Origin of the sequence: Alteribacillus iranensis, from assembly GCF_900113025.1 — a bacterium.
Lineage (GTDB): Bacteria > Bacillota > Bacilli > Bacillales > Marinococcaceae > Alteribacillus_A > Alteribacillus_A iranensis.
The window spans coordinates 85,620-105,338 of the sequence record NZ_FONT01000004.1 but is presented as its reverse complement, the minus strand read 5'-3'; the positions used below and the strand labels follow the sequence as shown (position 1 = coordinate 105,338).

Here is a 19,719-nt window from a genome sequence, read left to right as displayed (position 1 = left end):
TCAATTATACATTATTTTCAGAATTATTAGTATTGAAATAAAGTCTCCGTTAACTACAAATATCATTCTCGATCATTCATAGGGGACTTTAAAATTTAAGGAGGTATAAGATGTTGAGAGTTGGAATTGACGTTGGTGGAACATTTACTGATCTATATGCTTGGGATGAAGAGGCATCGGGATCTCGAAAAGTACGTATGTCCAAGGTATTGTCGACACCTAATGATCTAGTTTCTGGATTTATGAATGCACTTTCTGAAGCTGAAATACCTCCATCAGAAATAAGCACAATTATTCACGGCACCACTGTGGGAACCAATGCATTGATCGAGCGTAAATATCCAGAGCCGGCATTAATAGCTACTGAAGGTTTTAGAGACACGATTGAGATCGGTAGACAGAGTCGTTCCCATCTCTATGATCCATATGCAGTCAAGCCCTCGCCTCTTGTCAGTCGTGATAAACGGTTTACTGTGAGTGAGAAACTAGGCGCTGATGGAAAAACGGTAAAACCTTTAGATAGAGAGGGAGCAAAACAAGTTGCTGAACAAATTGCTCAACGTGGCATAAAAAATATTGCCATTACATTTATTAACTCCTATGTTGATGGGCGTCACGAGCAAGAGATGCGTGACATTATTTTGGAAGTGATCCCAGACGCAAAGATCGCCTTGTCTTCCGAAACTCGTCCTAAAATGCGTGAGCTAGGTCGATTTGTCACAACGACTATACGAGCTGCACTTTTTCCCGTCATCGGGGATTACATTACACGATTAGAAAAAGCACTTAAAGACTCGGGATGTACTGCACCACTCTTTATTGTGAAGAGTAATGGCGGAATGATGAGAGCTTCTACAGCAAAAGAACGCCCCGAAGAGATGATAGAATCAGGACCTGCGGGTGGGGTCGCAGCAGGTAGCTTTATGTATAACATGCTTGGGTTAGAAAATATGATTATTACTGATGTTGGCGGTACTAGTTTTGAAGCAAGTCTGGTTGAAAAGGGACAAGGATTGATCACAGATGAATATGAGCTCGAATGGGAAATGCCAATCATAACACCTATGCTTGATATTCGAAGTATTGGTGCTGGTGGTGGATCCATTGCTTGGATTGATGATGGTGGTTCCTTACGGGTAGGTCCTAAAAGTGCAGGAGCTGATCCTGGTCCTGTTTGTTATGGAAAAGGCGGTACGCAGCCAACAGTGACTGATGCAAATCTAGTACTTGGCCGTTTAAACTCTACATTGAGCGGAAAGTTTGAACTCGATAAAGAAGCAGCGATCCAGGCCATAAAAACAGTCGCAGAACCACTTGGCTTATCTGTCATTGATTGTGCGGAAGGTATTGTTGAGATAGCATGCGAAAACATGGCAGATGCTATTCGAATGGTTTCCACTGACCGAGGACGTGACCCGCGTGACCAGACGTACGTGTCATTTGGGGGAGCGGGTGGATTGCACGCTTTTGGTGTAGCCCAATCAGCAGGAATTAACCGCATCCTTATCCCTTCCTTTGTAGGAGTAGATTGTGCGACTGGAGCTACTACGATGGATGTACGTCATGATGTGGAAAGTGCTTTTTATCAACCAGTTAACGGAATTAACACAAACAAATTAACAGAGGCCTTTACGAAATTAGAGGAAGAGTGTGCGGAATTACTTGAAAATGATGGAATCTCCTCAGAAGACATGACGTTTGAGCGTGTTGCGTTAATGCGTTACATTGGACAATCCTATGAAGTTGCTACGCCAGTCCCTGATGGACCTATAAACGAGGATACACTTCCAGAGATAACGGAAGCCTTCAATAGAGAACACAAACGTGAATACGGAGTTTCAAATGAATCGTTCCCTACAGCGGTTGTTACTTTGCGTGTAACCGGACACGGGAAGACGGAGAAACCAAAAGATAATGACTTTCAAACAGCAATGGGACCGAATAGTCAAGAGGGTATATCTAGTGTAAAGGAAAGAAGAGACGTTTACTTTAGGGGAGAAAAGCATACGGTGGAAGTTCACGATGTGTCCCGATTTAGGGAAGAACAAGAAATTACAGGTCCGGCAATTATTGAACATCCAAACAGTGAGATTGTTGTTCCACCTGATGCATTTGCAAACATTGATCAGTATGGTTTTATAAATATTACTATTAATAAAACGATCAATGAACCAAATAAGGAGGTTTTGTCATGACCACCAATCATATCCCGAGTACACAACTTGATCCTATTACATTTGAGGTACTGAGACGTTCCTTTGAATATACGTGTGAAAGAATGAGTCTCGTGTTAAAAAAGGCATCATTCTCACCGATCATTTATGACATGGTTGATTTTTCCAACGCAATTTTTGACAATAATGTTGAGTTGATAGGTCAGACTGCGAACTGTCCTGTTCATATAGCGGCCATGCACTTTAGCGCACGAGCCTCCTTAGAAAAGTTTCCAGTAAATGAGTTGGGACCAGATGATGTTATTATGCTCAATGACCCGTATAACGGTGGGACCCACACGAACGATGTAACGATGACCATGCCTATATTTTATGACGGAGAATTGCTAGGTTTTGCAGTGAGTCGAGCCCATTGGACAGATGTGGGTGGTGGATTTGATACTCACGTGATTGGAGAAGGTCTCAGTCTATCTCCGTTAATGGTTTACAAGGGTGGAGAACCTAATACTGACTTAATCAATATTATAAAGAATAATTCACGTACCCCCCATTATGTGGAAGGGGATATTCAAGCACAAATGGGCGCCCTGCAAGCTGCTAAAAATGAATTAACGCGACTTGCTGATAAATATGGAATCGATGTGGTTAGACAAGGAATGCGTGAAACTCTGGATTACACACAAAAGATGACTAAAAATGCAATTAGTCAACTTCCCGACGGCGAATATGAAGCGAGCGATTACATTGAGAGCGATGGGTTCACTGATGACCCAGTAAGAATAAAAATAAAACTTACTGTTAACGGGGATAGGATTGGAGTAGATTTTACAGGGAGCAGTCCGGCTACGATTGGTCCAATTAATTCTCCCTATGCTAATACAGCATCAGCTGTTTACTATTCACTGAAATTTTTCCTTAATCCTGAGGCACCTGCAAACGCAGGAATGTACCGTCAGATTGATATAAATATTCCTGAAGGAACTTGGATGAATCCCACTTGGCCTTCTCCAGTTCTTGGATGTACTACGGCGTCATCTTCCAAGGTGACTTCGGCGATTTGGCTAGCTTTAGCAGAAGCTATTCCTGATGACATTGTAGCCCCAACATGTTCTGACGCAAATTGGTATACAGCAAGTGTTACTGATCCGGAAACAAATGAAACACACGTATTTTCAGATTTACCTGCTGGCGGATGGGGTGGAACACCCGCAAGCGATGGCATGCATGTAACCATGGATCCTCTTGGCAACTGTCAAAATTTACCTGCAGAAGTTGCGGAAGTTTTATTCCCGGTGCGACACAACGGCTTTGAAATGCGTACAGATTCTGCAGGAGCAGGACGCTTCCGCGGAGGAGTCGGGGTACGCACTGAAATTGAATTTCTTGGACGTGGCGAATTAATTTGGATGGAATCTTCACGAACACTAGAAGGTTCTCCAGGGGTGAATGGAGGCTTGCATTCCGCACAACAGCGTCAGTTACTCAAAAAGACAGATGGATCACTTAAGACCATTGGTGGTGTAGCAGAAGATGGCACTTGGTATCCGCAAATGTTAGGAGGCATTCGCTTTCAACCGGGTGAGTCCTTTGTTTTTGAGAGTACGGGAGGAGGAGGTTGGGGTAACCCCTTCGAACGTGACCCAGAACTTGTCGCCAAAGATGTTCGGGAAGATATTGTCTCCAAAGAAAAAGCAGCTCATCTCTATGGGGTTATTTTAACTGAGGATCTGGAAGTAGACATAGAGGCAACGAAAGAAAAACGTAAGGTCACTAGCAATGAATCTTAATCTTCTCAAATAGACTGAATGTTCAATAGAGTTATGGATGAAAGAATGAATGCAGCGGCATGCAGCTATGAATCTAATGAAAGGTTCGTAGCTGCATAGCTACATGTAATTCTTTTTTAAGAGATTGGAGGGAGAGCAAGTTGACTAAAGTTAAAACAGCGGACTTTTATAAGAACAAGAGCTTCTGGTTAGAGAACTGTCAGGACAATCTGACCCCACGTCCATCATTAGAGGAGTCGAAGGTTGTAGATATTGCCATCATGGGTGCAGGTTTTACAGGGTTATGGACGGCTTATTACTTAATTCGTCAAAATCCCTCTTTAAATATCGTCATTTTGGAAAAAGAGATTACTGGATATGGTGCTTCCGGGAGAAATGGTGGTTGGTGTTATCCTGTGTTCTCTGTCACCCCTTCGACTTTATTAGAAAGATATGGGAAGTCGATGGCACGTGAGTTACAGCTTGCTATGTTTGATTCTGTGACAGAAATAGGGAATGTTATTGAAAAAGAAAACATACAATGTGATTGGACAATAGGGGGAGGATTAAAAGTATCTCTTGGTCAACAAGGCATACCTTCGCTGGAAAATGAGCTCCTTACCTATAAGAAAATGGGAATTGACGCCCATTATCAATTATTGAATAAGTCTCAATTAGAAAAACGTGTTCGCATCCAAGGGGCAGAACGTGGTATTTATACGAAGCATTCGGCTGTATTAAACCCGGCTAAATTAGCGAGACAACTAGCCAATGTGCTGGAAGGGTACGGAGTCAAAATTTATGAACAGACAGAAGTACAGAAAATAAAGGAAGGCACTTCTAGAAAAGGATCGAGATTAATCACACAGAGTGGTTCAGTAACAGCCAATATCGCAAGTGTAATAGCTGGTGAGGCTTATGTTAGTCAATTAAAGGAATTTCAGAGAAAAGTCATTCCCATGTACTCATTAATTACTCTAACAGAGCCGTTGACAAAGCAACAATGGAGTGAAATTGGTTGGGAGAGCCGTGAGTCGATAGGATCCACTCGTTATTCTATAAACTATCTGCAACGGACAAGAGACGGCAGGATTCTTTTTGGTGGTCGCGGCCAACCTTATCGTTTTGGTTCTAAAATCAAAGATTCGTTTGATGTCCATGGACCAACTCATAAGACGTTACAACAAATGTTAAAAAAGTGGTTCCCATCCTTAAATAATATCGGTTTTACCCATTCTTGGGGTGGCCCTGTAGGGATAACTAGGGATTGGACACCGAATTTTCAATTTAATAAACACTCTCGAATAGCAAATGCTTGGGGTTATGTGGGACAAGGAGTTTCCACCACAAATTTAGCCGGTCGCATTCTACGTGACCTTATATATGAAAAAGAGAGTTCGTTGACAAAACTTCCAATGGTACAACATCAATCGAGGAATTGGGAAATGGAACCTTTGCGGTGGATAGGAGCTAGATTTGTACAGAACGGGTTAGAACGAGTGGATCGTAAATCTGAAAAAACGGGTTTCTCTCCAACAGGAAATACACTAGCAGAACGGATAGGTCTTCATTAAATATTTTTGATATTTTGTAAGAGCAATAGCTTAAACTATAAATTTAAGCTACTGCTCTTTTTTGTATAAAGAAAAACCATACGATCTTAATAGGTACATTAAGAGGTAGGTAATCAAATAAGTGACTTTTCTTCGAATGGAAATGTTGAAAACTCTATTGTGCCTTCTTTTGTTACTAATGTTGTTCTAACGCAACTCCATCCTTTCCACCTACCGCTTCTATATAACTCTCCACACACAAAACAATGTTTCCTCAATGACTCCATCAAAACCTCTCTCATCAAAAATATTCTCTTGGTAACAATATATGGATATTCACTACTAAAACCACAGCTATGATCAATAGCAGAATTTTAATTTTGATTTAATTCACTCTCATATGTTGTGGAGGTAAAAGAAGAACTTTGCCCAGCTTGCCCGATTCCTTGAAATATTTTTGTGCTTCTGCAGCTTGAGAAAGCGGGAAAGTGCGATCAACCATAGGAAGTATTTTCTTCTGCGAGATGGCAGTTAGCAAATCTTCAAATTCTTTGATGGTAGCTCTAGCACCGGGTGTAGAACCTATCAATGTTAGATACTTCAAATACAATGTTCGGAAATCTAGTTCGGCAGTAGATCCGCCAATCCCCCCACTCGGTATTAAAGCGACCTTCTCTTTTTAGAGCAGCCATTGATGTGGAAAATAGGGGCTGGCCGACAACATCAAGAACTGCATTTACAGGTCCGCCAGCTGCATCAAAAATATCTTCCAACAGGGTGTTAGATCGATAGCTAACAACATCGGTAGCTCCCAATTCAAGTAATGAATTTTTTTGAGACCAGTCTCCAACAACAGCAATCACTTTTGATCCATAGATTTTGGATGCAATTTGTACATTAAATGATTCAACCCCTCCTGTAGCTCCGGTAACTAGCACTGTTTCTCCTTCTTTTAAATTTGTGCGATTAACCTTATGCCACGAGGTTAATCCACTAACTGGAAATATCGAGCTTTCTAGATAATCTTCTAGAGGGAGAGGAAAACACAGTTCAGCAGGCCACGTCACGTATTGAGCATATCCGCCATCATACTCAGAGCCGATATAAGTGATATCTTCCTCGCCATTTTTCAATTCAGACCTAAATGGAAATAAAATAACCTTTTCATTGAGTCGGCTCGTGTTAATCTCTGAACCAACTTCTACTATATCTCCTGCAATATCAGAGCCCGGTATTCTGGGGAAAGAAATACCTTCTCTTCTCCAACCGGCCAACGTATTTGTATTTGTGTCTGTTCCATACGCTCCCTCACGCATATTAAGTTCGGAATTATTTGAGCGCAGGCAAACCATAATTAAAACTTCATAAGGCCCGGGAGTAGGGATTGGTAACTGGTCGACCACCAATTTGTCTACTCCGCCATATCCAGTAACTCTGACTGCCTCCATACTCATCCTTATCCTACTATCAAAATCAATTTCATTTACTAACTTTTTTAAGAAATTGTTTTACAAAAACATGAGAGAATTTATTACTGTAACAATCTAGTAAAATGTGTCACATCATTTATCCTCTCAAAGTGAATAACCTGTTCCACTATGTTATTTCTTTGTTTCTTATTGATATAGGGGTGTGTCAAAGCATGAAACTTATCGACGATGTCTACTAAGGTAAATGGTTGCTCAGGATCCCCTCTTGTTACATGAACCTCTTTTTCAAACACTTTATCATTTGCCATCCTGATAGAAAGCCTAGCAGGCCTTTTATCTGGAAATAACTTCTCTAGTTCAGGATTGGACACGATTCGAACCTTTTTTGCTATGTTACGTACTTGCTTATCACCTAAATTGTTATCTGAAATGTGATAAGGCTTGAGTTCGCCATAACAAAGGGCAACAGCAACGGTGAAAGGAATACTATACTGTGCCGCTTCAGTTGTTTCAGGTGCAACATGGTCGAGTGTTACAGCCTTGTTAAATGTCTCAATTAAAACTTCCTCTATGTCTTCGATGGCAGGGTGATATTCCTTTTTTATCTCAATTGCCGCAGTAATTGATGAGTGTGACCATTTACAAGATGGATACTGTTTAAAGTAGATATCCTCTAGTTTATATTCCCTGCCGAGAGAATAGAGGACATGATTCGCATCAATATTGTATAGATGATCATCTTGTAAAATACCATCTGGTCCGCTGAAGCCGTCTTTAGCTAATAACGTGCTAAACAGCCCAGTAGTTGATCCCCACCCAACTGATTCTTTCGTCATGGCGCCTGCTTTAATGGACTTTTCGCACTGAGCTGTTGGTCTAAATGCATCACTTATTGCCAATGCATTTTTTAATTGATTTTTTTTCAACATCAACAGTTTTGAAGTACCTGCGGCTGCTCCAAAAATAGCCCACCCACCTGATCCATAAAAAAACTGTTCATGATTGGAATTCATCACAATTCCACTTCTTATACCTATTTCATACCCAGCTACCATCGCCGTGAGAAAGTCTTTACCCCTAATTATCCTATCTGTTGAGTCGACAACTGCAAGCAAAGAAGGTAGAACTACCGATGAGGGGTGACCAACTGCATTTCTGTGTCCATCATCAATATCCAAACTGCTAGCTAGAGTGCCGTTTGCAAACGCTGCTACAAGGGGAGAAAAAGTTTTTCCGTTCCCTATAACTGTACATTCACCATCCTCACCTAAAAACACACTCGACTGAAGGACAATCTCAGCTGATTTACTTTGGTATCCTGCGAAAGAAGAGCCTATAAAGTCTAGCAAGCAATGTTTGGTCATGTTAATAACAGTCGGCGACAAATTGTCATACTCCAAGTCTTCTATAAATTTATTAATTTCATCGATAATCATTTCCACCTCCGAGACGTTGTCGTTTTACTGATGATTTAAAATTTTTCATCATACTCCCCTTTATGTTCAAATAGCTTGGTTGAAGACTTCACATTCTCACTATAAAGAGAAATTACTATCGCAACAAAAATTAAAATGCTGCCTCCAAAGAATTGCCAACTCAAAGTCTCTCCTAAAAAAATCCAACCTAACACACCGCCCACCAGTACATTGAAGAAAGTGAACATCGATCCTGCTCCTGCGTTAACATGTTGCATTCCTTGATTCCATAAAAGAAATGCAACAGCTGTTGCAGCAAGCCCCAAGTATAGAATGGCTAACCAAACAGTAACATCTAAGAGGTAAATGATATCTTTATCGTTGAATTGCCAAATCATGGCAGGGGTCGTAAATACGATTCCAAATCCTGTTCCGTAGGTAGTTAATACTAGTGGGGAATAGCTCCCTTTTTTCACATAGACAATATAGAAAGCCCATGCAAGAGCCCCAAAAATGAGAGCGAGTACACCGAATAGCTGACCATGATAACCGCCCGAATCAACAGCTACTACAAGCGTTACTCCCACCATTGCCAAGCATAGCGCACATACGTTATTCTTTGTTAATCTCTCTTTCAAGACAAAAGATGCAAGTATAACAGTGAAAATAGGAGGGGTAGACGCAATAAGAGCCCCCAATTGCGAAGAAGACAGGGCCGTACCCACGAATGCTCCGCCATTTGATAGGAAATACCCTACAAATCCCAGAAAAGCCATGAATGGAATATCTTTTTTCGTTATTCTTTGTTGTTTTATAACGAAAGAAATAATAAACAGTAGAATGAAAGCAACTAAATAACGCAGCCACAGTACAAGGAATGGTGGAAGATAATCCATTACAAATTTTCCTACTACATACATCCCTCCCCAACAACTAGCAGCTAACGCTAAACATGCATAACCAATTATCATCTTATTAGACATATATTGACCTCTTATATTTATTATTAATTCTTAAGCCACATGTTGGAAGATGAAAATACCTGCTGCTATACTTCAACAATAGTACGTGTTGAGCAAAAATGCCTTAACAATGCCACACCTAAACACAACGCTTACATAATTATTTAGCTTGCTTTCTATTTTTCTTTTCACTACTTTCGTACGAAACAAAAGCTTGTCCATCACGAGCGGTGGAGAATTCTTTTCGTGTCTCCTTTAAAAGGGAGTAACTAATAAACAACATGATAATGGTAAATGGGGTAGCTACAACGATGGAAATCGTTCTAACTGCGTCTAATCCTCCAGCTAATAAGAAAACAGTTGCTGCTCCTGCAGTAATAATACCCCACGTAATTTTAACTCTATGTGACGGATCTAGTTCGCCATTACTACTTAACATGCCAAGTACAAAAGTGGCAGAATCCGCTGAAGTAATGAAAAAAGAAAAAATAAGCAATATAGCAAGAATGCTAAGTATAGATCCTAATGGAATATTACTAAAAAAAGAAAACAGAGCCCCTTCAAGGTTGGTGTTGATGCTATCTGCAAGACTCGCATTTCCTAAGTCGTGTATTAAATGTATTGTACTTCCTCCTAAAATGGCGAACCAAACAAATGAGATGAAAGATGGGATTAGTAACACTCCTAAAACAAACTCTCTAATTGTCCTGCCTCTGGATATCCGGGCAATAAATGCTCCTACAAATGGTGCCCATGTTGTCCACCATGCCCAGTAGAATACGGTCCAAGCACCAATCCATGCATTGTTATCACTATTGAAAGGCTCTAATCTTAAGCTCATTGGAACGAGGTCCCCTAGATAGTTTCCAGTTGAACTAATGAGCATCTCCAAAATTTGTTTTGTAGGTCCAATTATTAAGACAATTGCCATGATGGTGATCATCAGTAACATATTGAAGTTGGACAAGTATCTAATTCCACGGTCTATACCAGACCACGAGGAAATAATAAACAAAATCGTCGCCAGGCCTATGATAGATAACTGAAACAATAATGTGTTTGGTATCCCCCACTGTGCGTTAATTCCATTGGCAATTTGAAGTGCACTTAAACCAAAAGTACTCGCAACGCCTACTGCTGTAATGAAAACAGAAAGAATATCTATAGTTTTACCTATAGGCCCTTTTATTTTGTCACCTAATAAAGGATAGAGAGTAGAACTCATTGCAGCTGGCAGATTTTTTCTGAAATTGAAATAGGCTAGACCTAATGCAACTACTCCGTAAATGGCCCAAGGATGGAGTCCCCAATGAAAAAAAGTATACTTCATAGATAAACTGGCTGCATCAGAGGTAGAACCCTCACCAAGAGGAGGAGTAATGTAATGCGAGGTAGGTTCAGCAACACTCCAAAAAACGAGGCCGACCCCCATTGCCGCACTAAATAACATTGTTATCCAAGATAACGTGCCGTAAGTAGGTTTGTCTGTGTCTTTACCTAGTCTGATCGAACCGTATTTTGAAAACATTAAATATAAACAAATTAATACAAACAATGAACCAACTAAAAGATAAAACCAATTAAAATTGGTTACAGAAAAATCTAGAAAAGCTGTTGCTATCGAACCAAGCCTCTCATGAAACGTCACGCCCACTAAAACAAACAAAATACTTAATATCAACGAGAAGTAAAGAACAAAATTATTGCTCTTACCCAAAAAAATCCCCTCCAGTTAGTTCATAATATTTTATTAATTTAAAATTTAAAATTGATTATATAGTAATCATGATTAAATTTAAAGCCCCTTTTAAAACAAATAAGAAAAATCTTTTGAAAATTTCCTCTTGCACAATTAATATAATCATGATTATAATATAACCAAAGTCAATAAATGAATGCGATTAACTATTCGGGGAGGTGGTGAGTAACTGTAAATGAGTCTAGAACATGTAAAAAACTACTAGAGAATTAAAGAGACTTTGTATAGCCGATCTAAAGTTTATCTAAATAAAAAAATAGTGAGGGATGTTTAACAATGAGTACAGATAATAAAGAAGTAAATGTAACATGGTTATCTCAGGAAGAATGCATCGAGAGCGGTGCAAAAAATATGGATATGATTCTGGAGTACGTAGAGAAAGTGAATCTATGGCTGGCTGAAGGGAAAGTTGTTGAACCTGAACTACTACACTTACTTTGGGAAGAAGGAAATTACTCCGGAAAAAGAATAGGGGTGCATGCTGCGCTCATTCGTTCGGAGGAAATGAAAGTGGCTGCTGTTAAAGGAATACCAAGTAACCCTTTAAACCCAATTGAACGAAAAACGCCTCGATCAAATGGAATGATTATTCTATACAATGAAGACACTGGTTACCCTTTTGCTGTCATGGATGACACGATTGTAAGCGCTTTACGAACGGGAGCATCAAGTGCATTGGGGGCAAAATACTGTGCACGCCCTGACTCGGAGGTACTCGGATTAGTTGGTTGCGGTGTTATTCAAAATGCTCATATTGAAGCGACGAGCCGAGTAATGAAAAATATCAAGACAGTTCGACTATATGATGTTAGTAGAGAGAGAGCTGAAAATTTCGCAGAGAGATGGAAAGGACTAGGGTATAAATTCGAAATTTGTGATGATGTAGAGAAGGCAGTAGCACAGTCTGATATCGTTTATACGGCTACCAATGTAAATTTAGGGAACGAGTACATTCCAAAAGAATGGATAAAGAAAGGGTCCTTTCATTCGGGCGTTTCCATGTGGGATCACCAAGACGAAGCCATCCTCGAAGGCTTTAATAAGTATTGTATGGATTATAAACTTCGTTTGAATGATGAGAAGTACCCTCTGTCCGAGTTAACGAGGTCAGGTCAATTGAACTCGGAAGACATTATTGAATTAGGAAGCGTTATAGAAGGAAAATCGATTTGTCGTGAACATGAAGATGATAGTGTATTTTTTGTCACTCTAGGCATATGTGCTACAGATACAGCCAATAGCTATAAAATTTATCAAAATGCGACAGAAAGAGGACTAGGTACAAACGTCAAGCTATGGTCAGAGCCTGCTATGTTTTAATGTCATAAAGGAGGTGGTTTAGATGGCTGTTTTAACTTTTCGCAACGAGCCACAGATCAATTGGAGAGAGAAAGAAAATAAAGATCGAATACGGCATGCTTTAAATAACGTAAAGGAACAATTTTCGAGAGAATACCCTTTGTATGTTGGAACGCAAGAAATTTTCACTGACAAGAAACTACCTTCCTATAATCCTAGTGATCATGAAGAGATTATTGGGTTTGTCAGCCAAGCTAATACGGAGAGAGTAGAGGAGGCCATACTGGCTGCCAGGAAATCCTTCCTTACTTGGCAGTTGAAGTCTTTTGAAGAACGCGCATCCTATCTATTTAAAGCTGCAGAAGTGATGCGGTCCCAGAAGTTTGAGCTGATGGCTTGGCAAATATACGAAGCGGGAAAAAACTGGACAGAAGCAGAAGGGGAACTTAATGAAGCAATTGATTTTTTAGAAATGTACGGGCGGAAAGCAATCGAAATAGGTGAAGGGAAAGATCTAATAAGATTACCCGGGATAGATAACCGTTTAGAATATACACCACTTGGTGTAGGGGCAATCATTCCTCCCTGGAATTTTCCGTTAGCAATTGTCGTTGGCATGACAGTTTCAGCGATCGTCACAGGGAATACCGTATTATTAAAACCAGCATCTTTAACCCCAGTAATAGCAGTTAAATTTATGGAAATTATGAAAGCAGTTGATTTACCTGAAGGTGTCATTAATTTCGTTCCAGGACCATCGAGAGAAATTGGAGATTATATGGTTGCCCATAAAGATGTTAACTTTGTATCCTTCACTGGTTCTAAAGATGCGGGGTTGCACATCGATGAAGTCGCTCACACTCGTATACCCGGACAGAAGTGGATTAAACGAGTAGTCGCAGAGATGGGGGGGAAAAATGGTGTTGTGGTAGATAAATCTGCTGACCTCTCTTCCGCTGCAGAAGGGATTGTTTCCTCTGCTTTTGGTTATCAAGGACAAAAGTGTTCAGCAGGCTCAAGAGCAATTGTCCATGAAAGTATATACGAGCAACTAATTGATGAAGTTGTTGAAAGAGCAAGGTCACTCCGAATTGGCCCTGGATATGAAAATAATGAAGTAGGTCCAGTTATTGATGAAAAAGCCTTTGAGAAAATTACCGAATATATTCAAATAGGGAAGGAAGAAGCTACTCTAGTTTTTGGTGGGAAAAGTGACAAAGAGGCTGGTTATTTTATCGAACCTACTATTTTTAAAGACGTGAACAGTAACTCACGGATCATGAAAGAAGAGATATTTGGACCAGTTTTAGCAATTTGTAAAGTGACTGATATAAAAGAAGGAATTGAAATATATAACAATACTGAATTTGGTTTAACTGGAGCGATTTATACAAATAAACGAGATCAAATAGAATACGCCCGAAAGCACATGGACTGCGGTAATTTGTTCATTAACGGTAAATGCACAGGCGCTATGGTAGGTGTACAACCTTTTGGCGGATACTACATGTCGGGTACAGGGTCTAAAACGGGATGCCTAGAATACCTATTAAATTTTGTGAAAGCTAAAACTGTTTCGGAAAATTTGTAACTTTCAGTGAAGAGAAGTTCTTGAAGAGTACATTCTGGAGAATAATTAAAAGGATTTAACAAATGGATGAGGAGGGTTATTGATGAAAACAATAGAAGGGGGATGGCCGGCTGAGGCCAAATTCGAATCTACTTTTCCTGGCAAAGAGTATTATGACAAGCAGGTCTTTCAAAGAGAACTAGAAAAAATATGGTTTAAAACATGGCTTTGTGCAGGTCGAGAAGAGGAAATTCCAAATCATGGTGATTATTTGACAGTTCAGATTGCCCACGAAAATTTTGTGGTTATGCGAGAGAAAAACGGTAATGTAAATGCCTTTTATAATGTCTGTCGCCATCGAGGTTCTCGTTTATGCAAATCGGAAACAGGACATTTCAGCAGAGGACAAATCATATGCCCTTATCACAGTTGGATGTATAGTGGCGATACGGGGGAGTTGGTGAAAGCTCCGAACGTACCTGAAGATGATGAGGAATTTAGCTTAAGTGATCATCCATTGGTACAAGTGCGTGCAGAAACGTGGGACGGTTTTATCTGGATTAACGTGGACCCTAATGCACCATCCTTAAAGGAGAGCTTTCGATTACCAGAGTCTTGGTCCATCTATAAGAAGTACCAATTGGAAAACCTTAAAATAGGGAAAAAGAAAAGTTACTTGGTCCATGCGAATTGGAAATTGATTATGGAAAATGCGGAAGAGTGCTACCATTGTCCGAATATTCATCCAGAGTTAAGCCGTACAACTCCTCCAAACCAACCAAGAAATTGGGTCAGCGAAGACGTGCCAGAAACGAAAGTTATTAAGCATGTAGGGGCAATGGAGCTAAAGGCTGGATTTGATCGTGTAAATATTGATGGAAAAGCTTATAGGCCTACATTTACTGAATTAACAGAGGAAGATAAGCGGAAGATTGCCTACCTACACATTTTTCCTCATTCCTATATTTGTATGGCCTCCGATTATGTTTTTATTGCTGCTATGTGGCCTATTAGCCCTGAAAAAACAATGGTAAAAGGTTACTGGCTATTTGATCCGGAAGTATTGGCAAGTGAAGATGCCTATATCCAGGATGCTGTTGACTTTTGGGATATAACAAGCAAAGAAGATTGGGAAGCAAGCGAGCTTGTTCAACAAGGGAACCAATCACAAGTTTATAAAAGTGGTGGTGTTCTTACCCCATTAGACTGGCGGGTTGCAAATTTCAAGAAATATGTAGAAGGGGAAACCAAAAGCTAAATATTTCATAGGGTGTAGCGTTCCATAGAACGCTGCATCCGCAAGGCTACAGTTGAAACCTTTATAAGGTGGTGGTATGTATGATAGATAAAACGAACTACACAGAATTGACTAACAATGGATACCACTTTGTTGGTTATAGCACGTCAATTCCGGATGGAGAGATGCAAGAACTGACTGTTGGCAAGGAAGTAGTTTTAATTGCCCGTATTGACGGCAACCTATATGCAGTTGATGGGATCTGCAGTCATGCATATGCAGAATTGGTAGACGGAGAGCTTGACGAGCATTGTTTATATTGCCCACTCCATTTTGCTTGCTTTGACGTTAGAAACGGGGAAGTGTTGGAAGGGCCAGCCACAGAACCATTACCAGTATTTGACGTTACAGAAGAAAATGGGGAAATCTGGGTAAAAGTATGAATTTTTCCACCCATTCCATAAAAAATAGTTTTTAAAATACCATTCCTTACAAACAGCAGGAGGGAGTGCTAGCTAATTGAGAGAATCAAAACCGATTATTATAATAGGTGCTGGTCTGTCAGGGCTGCATGCAGCTGAGACTCTTCGACATGAGGGTTTCGATGGCAGAATCATTTTAATAGATCGAGAGAAGGAATACCCTTACGATAGACCCCCTCTATCAAAAGAACTTATGATGGGGACGATGTCATCTTCGGAGATATATTTGAGAACCATTAGTGAGTATGAGCGTTTAAAAATTGAATTAAGACTTGGCTTAAACATTGACGAAATTAACACAGAAAATAAGACATTAATAGCGGACGATGGTACTATCATCCACTGGGGAAAAATACTATTAGCGACGGGAACGAAACTAAGAGAGTTAAATATTCCAGGAAATAACTTGGAAGGCATTCATTATTTAAAAACATTAGCTGACGCTAAGAGCGTACGGCAGTCTTTGGATGATGTCAACCAAATAGTTATCATTGGGGCAGGGTTCATTGGTGCTGAACTGGCTTCCTCATTTAATAAATTGGGAAAGGAAGTTACGATTGTTGAAAAGTCGGAAACTCCGTTAGCGCATATATTTGGTGACGAGGTGGGCAAATACTTTTTTAATTTGCATACATCTCACGGAGTAAACGTGATTACCGGTGATTCTGTAGAGCGTTTTGAAGGAACGGATAGAGTGGAGAGGGTTGTAACTCGAGACGGTAAAAACATCTCCTGTCAAGCTGTTATTGTTGGGATCGGTGTGAAGCCAAACACGGAACTTTTACAGGAGAAAATTTCCTGTGAAAACGGGTATATCGTCAACGAATTTGGTGAAACATCATTACCTGATGTTTATGCTGCAGGCGACTGTGCCTCTTGGCCTTACCAAGGTAAGCATATCCGTGTTGAACATTGGGACCATGCAATGAATCACGGTAAGAATGTAGCAATAAATATGGTGCAAAATCAAACGGCTCCGTATCATAAAGTTCCTTACTTCTGGTCGGACCAATATGGTTATCGGTTCCAATACTTTGGTTACACCACTCTTCCTAAACCAACGGTGTGGAGAGGTGATGTTCAAAACCATCGTTTCTCCTGTTTTTACATCAATAACGAAGGAATAATTGAAGCTGCATTAATTGTAAACCAGCCAAAAGAAGCATTACCTGTACGCCGATTAATCGCAGAACAGAAGTCTGTTGATATGGAGCAATTAGCAAACCCACAGTCTTCCTTAAAAAAAGTGCATACGTGAGTACTTGACAGGCCTCGTTCTAATTTGTAATCATGATTGTATGCATCAACATATGAAGAGAGGTTACAAATACATGAGCGAGGCAGCTTTAACAAATAAGGAAAAACAAAAACTGAGAATGTGGCAGTATTTTGTGGACGCTACTATTGATATTATTGAGGAAAAAGGGATCGATAGTATAACGATACGAGAAATTGCAGATAAAGCAGGGTACAATAGCGCAACAATTTATAATTATTTTAAAGAATTGTCACACTTAATTTTCTTTGCTTCTTTAAAATATTTAAACAAGTATCTCGAGGAATTACCATCTTACATGGAAAAGGGCAAAAATCCGTTAGATAAATATATTATGAGTTGGGAGTGTTTTTGTAAACACTCTTTTAAAAACCCTCAAGTATATTATGCCATCTTTTTAGCCGATTTAGGAGACGATCCTGAAGAGTTCCTTGAAAATTATTATAGTATATACCAGTTGAATATTTTTAAAGATATGACTGAGGATATTAAGACATTCTTGACGGAATACTATCTCTCGAAAAGAAGTAGAATGGAACTGGATAACTCTGTAAACGAAAGGTTTCTTAAGAAGGAGGATCTTCAGGATATCAATGAAAAAACCATCTTAATTTGGCAGGGAATGGTAATTACGTTACTGAATAATCGACGCGAATATACTCCAAAAGAAGCTGCAGATAAAACAGTGAAGCATATTAAGGAAATTGTAAACTCTTATCGCCTAAAGTAGGATCATAAATAAACGGACTCTAGGGATAAACATAGAGAAATTTTATGTTTTCTTTTTCCTCGAACGTAAACCTCTTCCACTCAAGCCTTAGTTTGGACTAACCATAAAACAATGCACAATATAAAACACCTCCAAACGGGACAATTATTGAAGTACATTCTCGGAGGTGTTTTTGCATGGGCAAAAACGTTTGTTCAAAAGAAATGAAAATGGGCGGTTGTTCCAGACAAGCTGAGTGGAAAACTGACAAACTGGGAGGTCATGGAGAACGGGTTTCTCTCCAACAGGAAATACACTAGCGGAACGGATAGGTCTTCATTAATAAATCGTATTAAAATGCAAAAGCCGTAGCTGAGTAATAAGGGTCAGCTACGGCTTTCTGTAAGTTTGACGGTATTCGAATTTAAGTAGTTGCCTTGTTTTTTGAGTGAGATTCTCGTATTCCAGGTTGGCCGTTATCCACGGTGAAGCTAGCAAGCTTTTGAATCGGTGCTCCTTTTTCTGTGACGAAAGGAACGACAAGATAGTCTGTTTTCCATTGGTCCTCGGTTATCGTACACCGTACATATCCGCGATGGGCATTGTAAAGTTTAACGTGATCATTACTCAACCAAATCGATGTGTATCCATCTGTGTCTGAACCATCCATTCCCGAGGAGATGGAGCTGGTGACAAATTCGGCTCCAATATTGGGGGAATGAGGATCATTAAAATCTTCTTTTAGGTTAGCGGCAACATGTCGGTGGACGTCCCCGGACAAAATAATTGGATTTTGCACATTATGTTTCTTTATCGTTGAGAAGATGCGGTCACGGTTTGCGACAAAGCCATCCCACTGATCCATGCTGAACTCTTTTCCAGGTCCTGTATCTCGGTCAATTTGTGTCATAACCACTTGCTGGGCAAGTACATTCCAAGTAGTTTGGGAGTTTTTAAGGTTATCGTACAGCCACTGTTCCTGCTCTGCTCCCAGCATCGTTCGTTTAGGGTCTAAACGTATGTCGGTATCGGGCCCGGAAACAAAGACCTCTTCATAATCATCTCGATATTGTCTGGTGTCTAGTACATGGAAGTCTGCTAGATTTCCATAAGTCAGATTACGGTATAATTTCATATTGGGTCCTTCTGGAATAGAGGTGCTGCGAAGTGGAAGGTTCTCATAGTGCGCTTGATATGCGGCAGCACGCTGTTCCAGAAATTGTTTTTCGGTAGCTCCGTATTGAGAGTTTTCGTCAGCATAATTATTTTCTACTTCATGGTCATCCCAGGTGACTACCCACGGAAAAGCTGCATGGGAAGACTGCAGGTCAGGATCTGTTTTAAATAAAGCATACCGAAGTCTGTACTGACCCAGCGTAACGACTTTTGCGTTACGGGCACTGGAAAGTTCCACGGGACGTACAAGATTATTGGAATTAATGGCATATTCGTAAATATAGTCTCCTAAGAAGAGTACGAGATCTAACTCCTCCTCCGACATATGCTGATATGCTGTGTAATATCCGTGATACCATGCCTGACAGGATGCCAAAGCAATGGATAGAGAAGAAATTGGAGTACCTGTTGCTGGTGCGGTTTTCGTTCTTCCTATTAGACTAAATTCAGGGCCTGCTTTAAAGCGGTAATAGTAATGACGCCATGGCTCTAGTCCGCTCACTTCCACATGCACAGAATGACCTAGTTCAGGTAAAGCAAGGGCTGTTCCTCTCTGTACGACATGATGGAAATTTTGGTCTTTTGCCACTTCCCATTGAACTGGCACTTTCCGGTTCGGCATCCCACCACGTCCGTCTTCAGCTAGTGGTTCAGGTGCCAGCCTCGTCCATAAAACGACCCCATCAGGGAGAGGGTCACCAGAAGCTACACCTAATGTGAATGGATAATCACCGAATGGTGGCGTATCATTAGGGTTTGCTAAAATTTTCTCAGCAGGCATTAACCCCATAGCAATAAGAGAGGCGAGTGACATGCCGGATGCTTTAATAAAGTTTCGTCTGCTCCGAGATCGTTCGTTATCATTCATAAGAGGATCCCCTTTCGTAAGTATTTGTTAGTGCATTGTTATG

At 40.2% G+C, this 19,719-nt stretch carries 15 protein-coding genes; 9 read left to right on the top strand and 6 right to left on the bottom strand.

Annotation, left to right across the window (positions count from 1 at the left end):
• Nucleotides 1-110 precede the first annotated feature (110 nt).
• The 3 genes from BM095_RS10320 (at nt 111) to BM095_RS10310 (ending at nt 5,514) form a co-directional block, all read left to right on the top strand.
• Entirely contained in the window at nt 111-2,195 is a 2,085-nt protein-coding gene (locus tag BM095_RS10320) for a hydantoinase/oxoprolinase family protein (protein ID WP_091661263.1), read from the top strand.
• A complete protein-coding gene (locus tag BM095_RS10315) occupies nt 2,192-3,961 on the top strand; it encodes a hydantoinase B/oxoprolinase family protein (protein ID WP_091661260.1) in 1,770 nt (589 codons plus the stop codon). The genes BM095_RS10320 and BM095_RS10315 overlap by 4 nt, the downstream gene beginning before the upstream one ends.
• Before the next feature lie 140 nt (nt 3,962-4,101).
• Nucleotides 4,102-5,514, top strand: a complete 1,413-nt coding sequence (locus BM095_RS10310; protein ID WP_091661258.1) for an NAD(P)/FAD-dependent oxidoreductase — start codon at nt 4,102-4,104, stop codon at nt 5,512-5,514.
• 364 nt (nt 5,515-5,878) lie between these two features.
• On the opposite strand, the gene BM095_RS16880 is transcribed toward BM095_RS10310, so the two are convergent.
• The 5 genes from BM095_RS16880 to BM095_RS10290 form a co-directional block, all read right to left on the bottom strand.
• Entirely contained in the window at nt 5,879-6,082 is a 204-nt protein-coding gene (locus BM095_RS16880) for a zinc-binding dehydrogenase (RefSeq protein WP_322787609.1), read from the bottom strand.
• On the bottom strand, nt 6,057-6,941 hold the full coding sequence (locus tag BM095_RS10305; RefSeq protein ID WP_322787608.1) for a zinc-binding dehydrogenase: 885 nt from the start codon (nt 6,939-6,941) through the stop codon (nt 6,057-6,059). Before BM095_RS10305 ends, BM095_RS16880 begins: the two co-directional genes overlap by 26 nt.
• An 83-nt stretch (nt 6,942-7,024) precedes the next feature.
• Nucleotides 7,025-8,359, bottom strand: a complete 1,335-nt coding sequence (locus BM095_RS10300; protein ID WP_091661255.1) for an MmgE/PrpD family protein — start codon at nt 8,357-8,359, stop codon at nt 7,025-7,027.
• A 35-nt stretch (nt 8,360-8,394) separates the two neighbouring features.
• Nucleotides 8,395-9,321, bottom strand: a complete 927-nt coding sequence (locus BM095_RS10295; RefSeq protein ID WP_091661252.1) for a DMT family transporter — start codon at nt 9,319-9,321, stop codon at nt 8,395-8,397.
• A gap of 139 nt (nt 9,322-9,460) precedes the next feature.
• Nucleotides 9,461-11,017 carry a BCCT family transporter gene (locus BM095_RS10290; RefSeq protein WP_091661249.1) on the bottom strand — a complete coding sequence of 519 codons (1,557 nt, stop codon included), beginning with the start codon at nt 11,015-11,017 and terminating at the stop codon, nt 9,461-9,463.
• Between the two features lie 318 nt (nt 11,018-11,335).
• Between BM095_RS10290 and BM095_RS10285 the strand changes: the two genes are divergently transcribed.
• The 6 genes from BM095_RS10285 (at nt 11,336) to BM095_RS10260 (ending at nt 17,653) form a co-directional block, all read left to right on the top strand.
• The gene (locus BM095_RS10285) at nt 11,336-12,379 is read left to right on the top strand and encodes an ornithine cyclodeaminase family protein (RefSeq protein ID WP_091661246.1); all 1,044 of its coding nucleotides are present in this window, start codon (nt 11,336-11,338) and stop codon (nt 12,377-12,379) included.
• A 22-nt stretch (nt 12,380-12,401) separates the two neighbouring features.
• The gene (pruA, locus tag BM095_RS10280) at nt 12,402-13,949 is read left to right on the top strand and encodes an L-glutamate gamma-semialdehyde dehydrogenase (RefSeq protein ID WP_091661244.1); all 1,548 of its coding nucleotides are present in this window, start codon (nt 12,402-12,404) and stop codon (nt 13,947-13,949) included.
• 82 nt (nt 13,950-14,031) lie between these two features.
• Nucleotides 14,032-15,186, top strand: coding sequence for an aromatic ring-hydroxylating oxygenase subunit alpha (locus tag BM095_RS10275; protein WP_091661241.1), 1,155 nt, complete (start codon nt 14,032-14,034; stop codon nt 15,184-15,186).
• Nucleotides 15,187-15,266: 80 nt separating this feature from the next.
• Nucleotides 15,267-15,608: a Rieske (2Fe-2S) protein gene (locus BM095_RS10270; RefSeq protein ID WP_091661238.1), complete on the top strand. Its 342-nt coding sequence runs from the start codon at nt 15,267-15,269 to the stop codon at nt 15,606-15,608.
• A gap of 76 nt (nt 15,609-15,684) precedes the next feature.
• Nucleotides 15,685-16,905 carry an NAD(P)/FAD-dependent oxidoreductase gene (locus tag BM095_RS10265; protein ID WP_091661235.1) on the top strand — a complete coding sequence of 407 codons (1,221 nt, stop codon included), beginning with the start codon at nt 15,685-15,687 and terminating at the stop codon, nt 16,903-16,905.
• A gap of 73 nt (nt 16,906-16,978) precedes the next feature.
• Entirely contained in the window at nt 16,979-17,653 is a 675-nt protein-coding gene (locus tag BM095_RS10260; RefSeq protein WP_245757871.1) for a TetR/AcrR family transcriptional regulator, read from the top strand.
• Between the two features lie 403 nt (nt 17,654-18,056).
• Here BM095_RS10260 and BM095_RS10255 read toward each other — a convergent pair whose 3' ends face one another.
• On the bottom strand, nt 18,057-19,676 hold the full coding sequence (locus BM095_RS10255) for an alkaline phosphatase D family protein (RefSeq protein WP_177194785.1): 1,620 nt from the start codon (nt 19,674-19,676) through the stop codon (nt 18,057-18,059).
• Between the last annotated feature and the right edge of the window lie 43 nt (nt 19,677-19,719).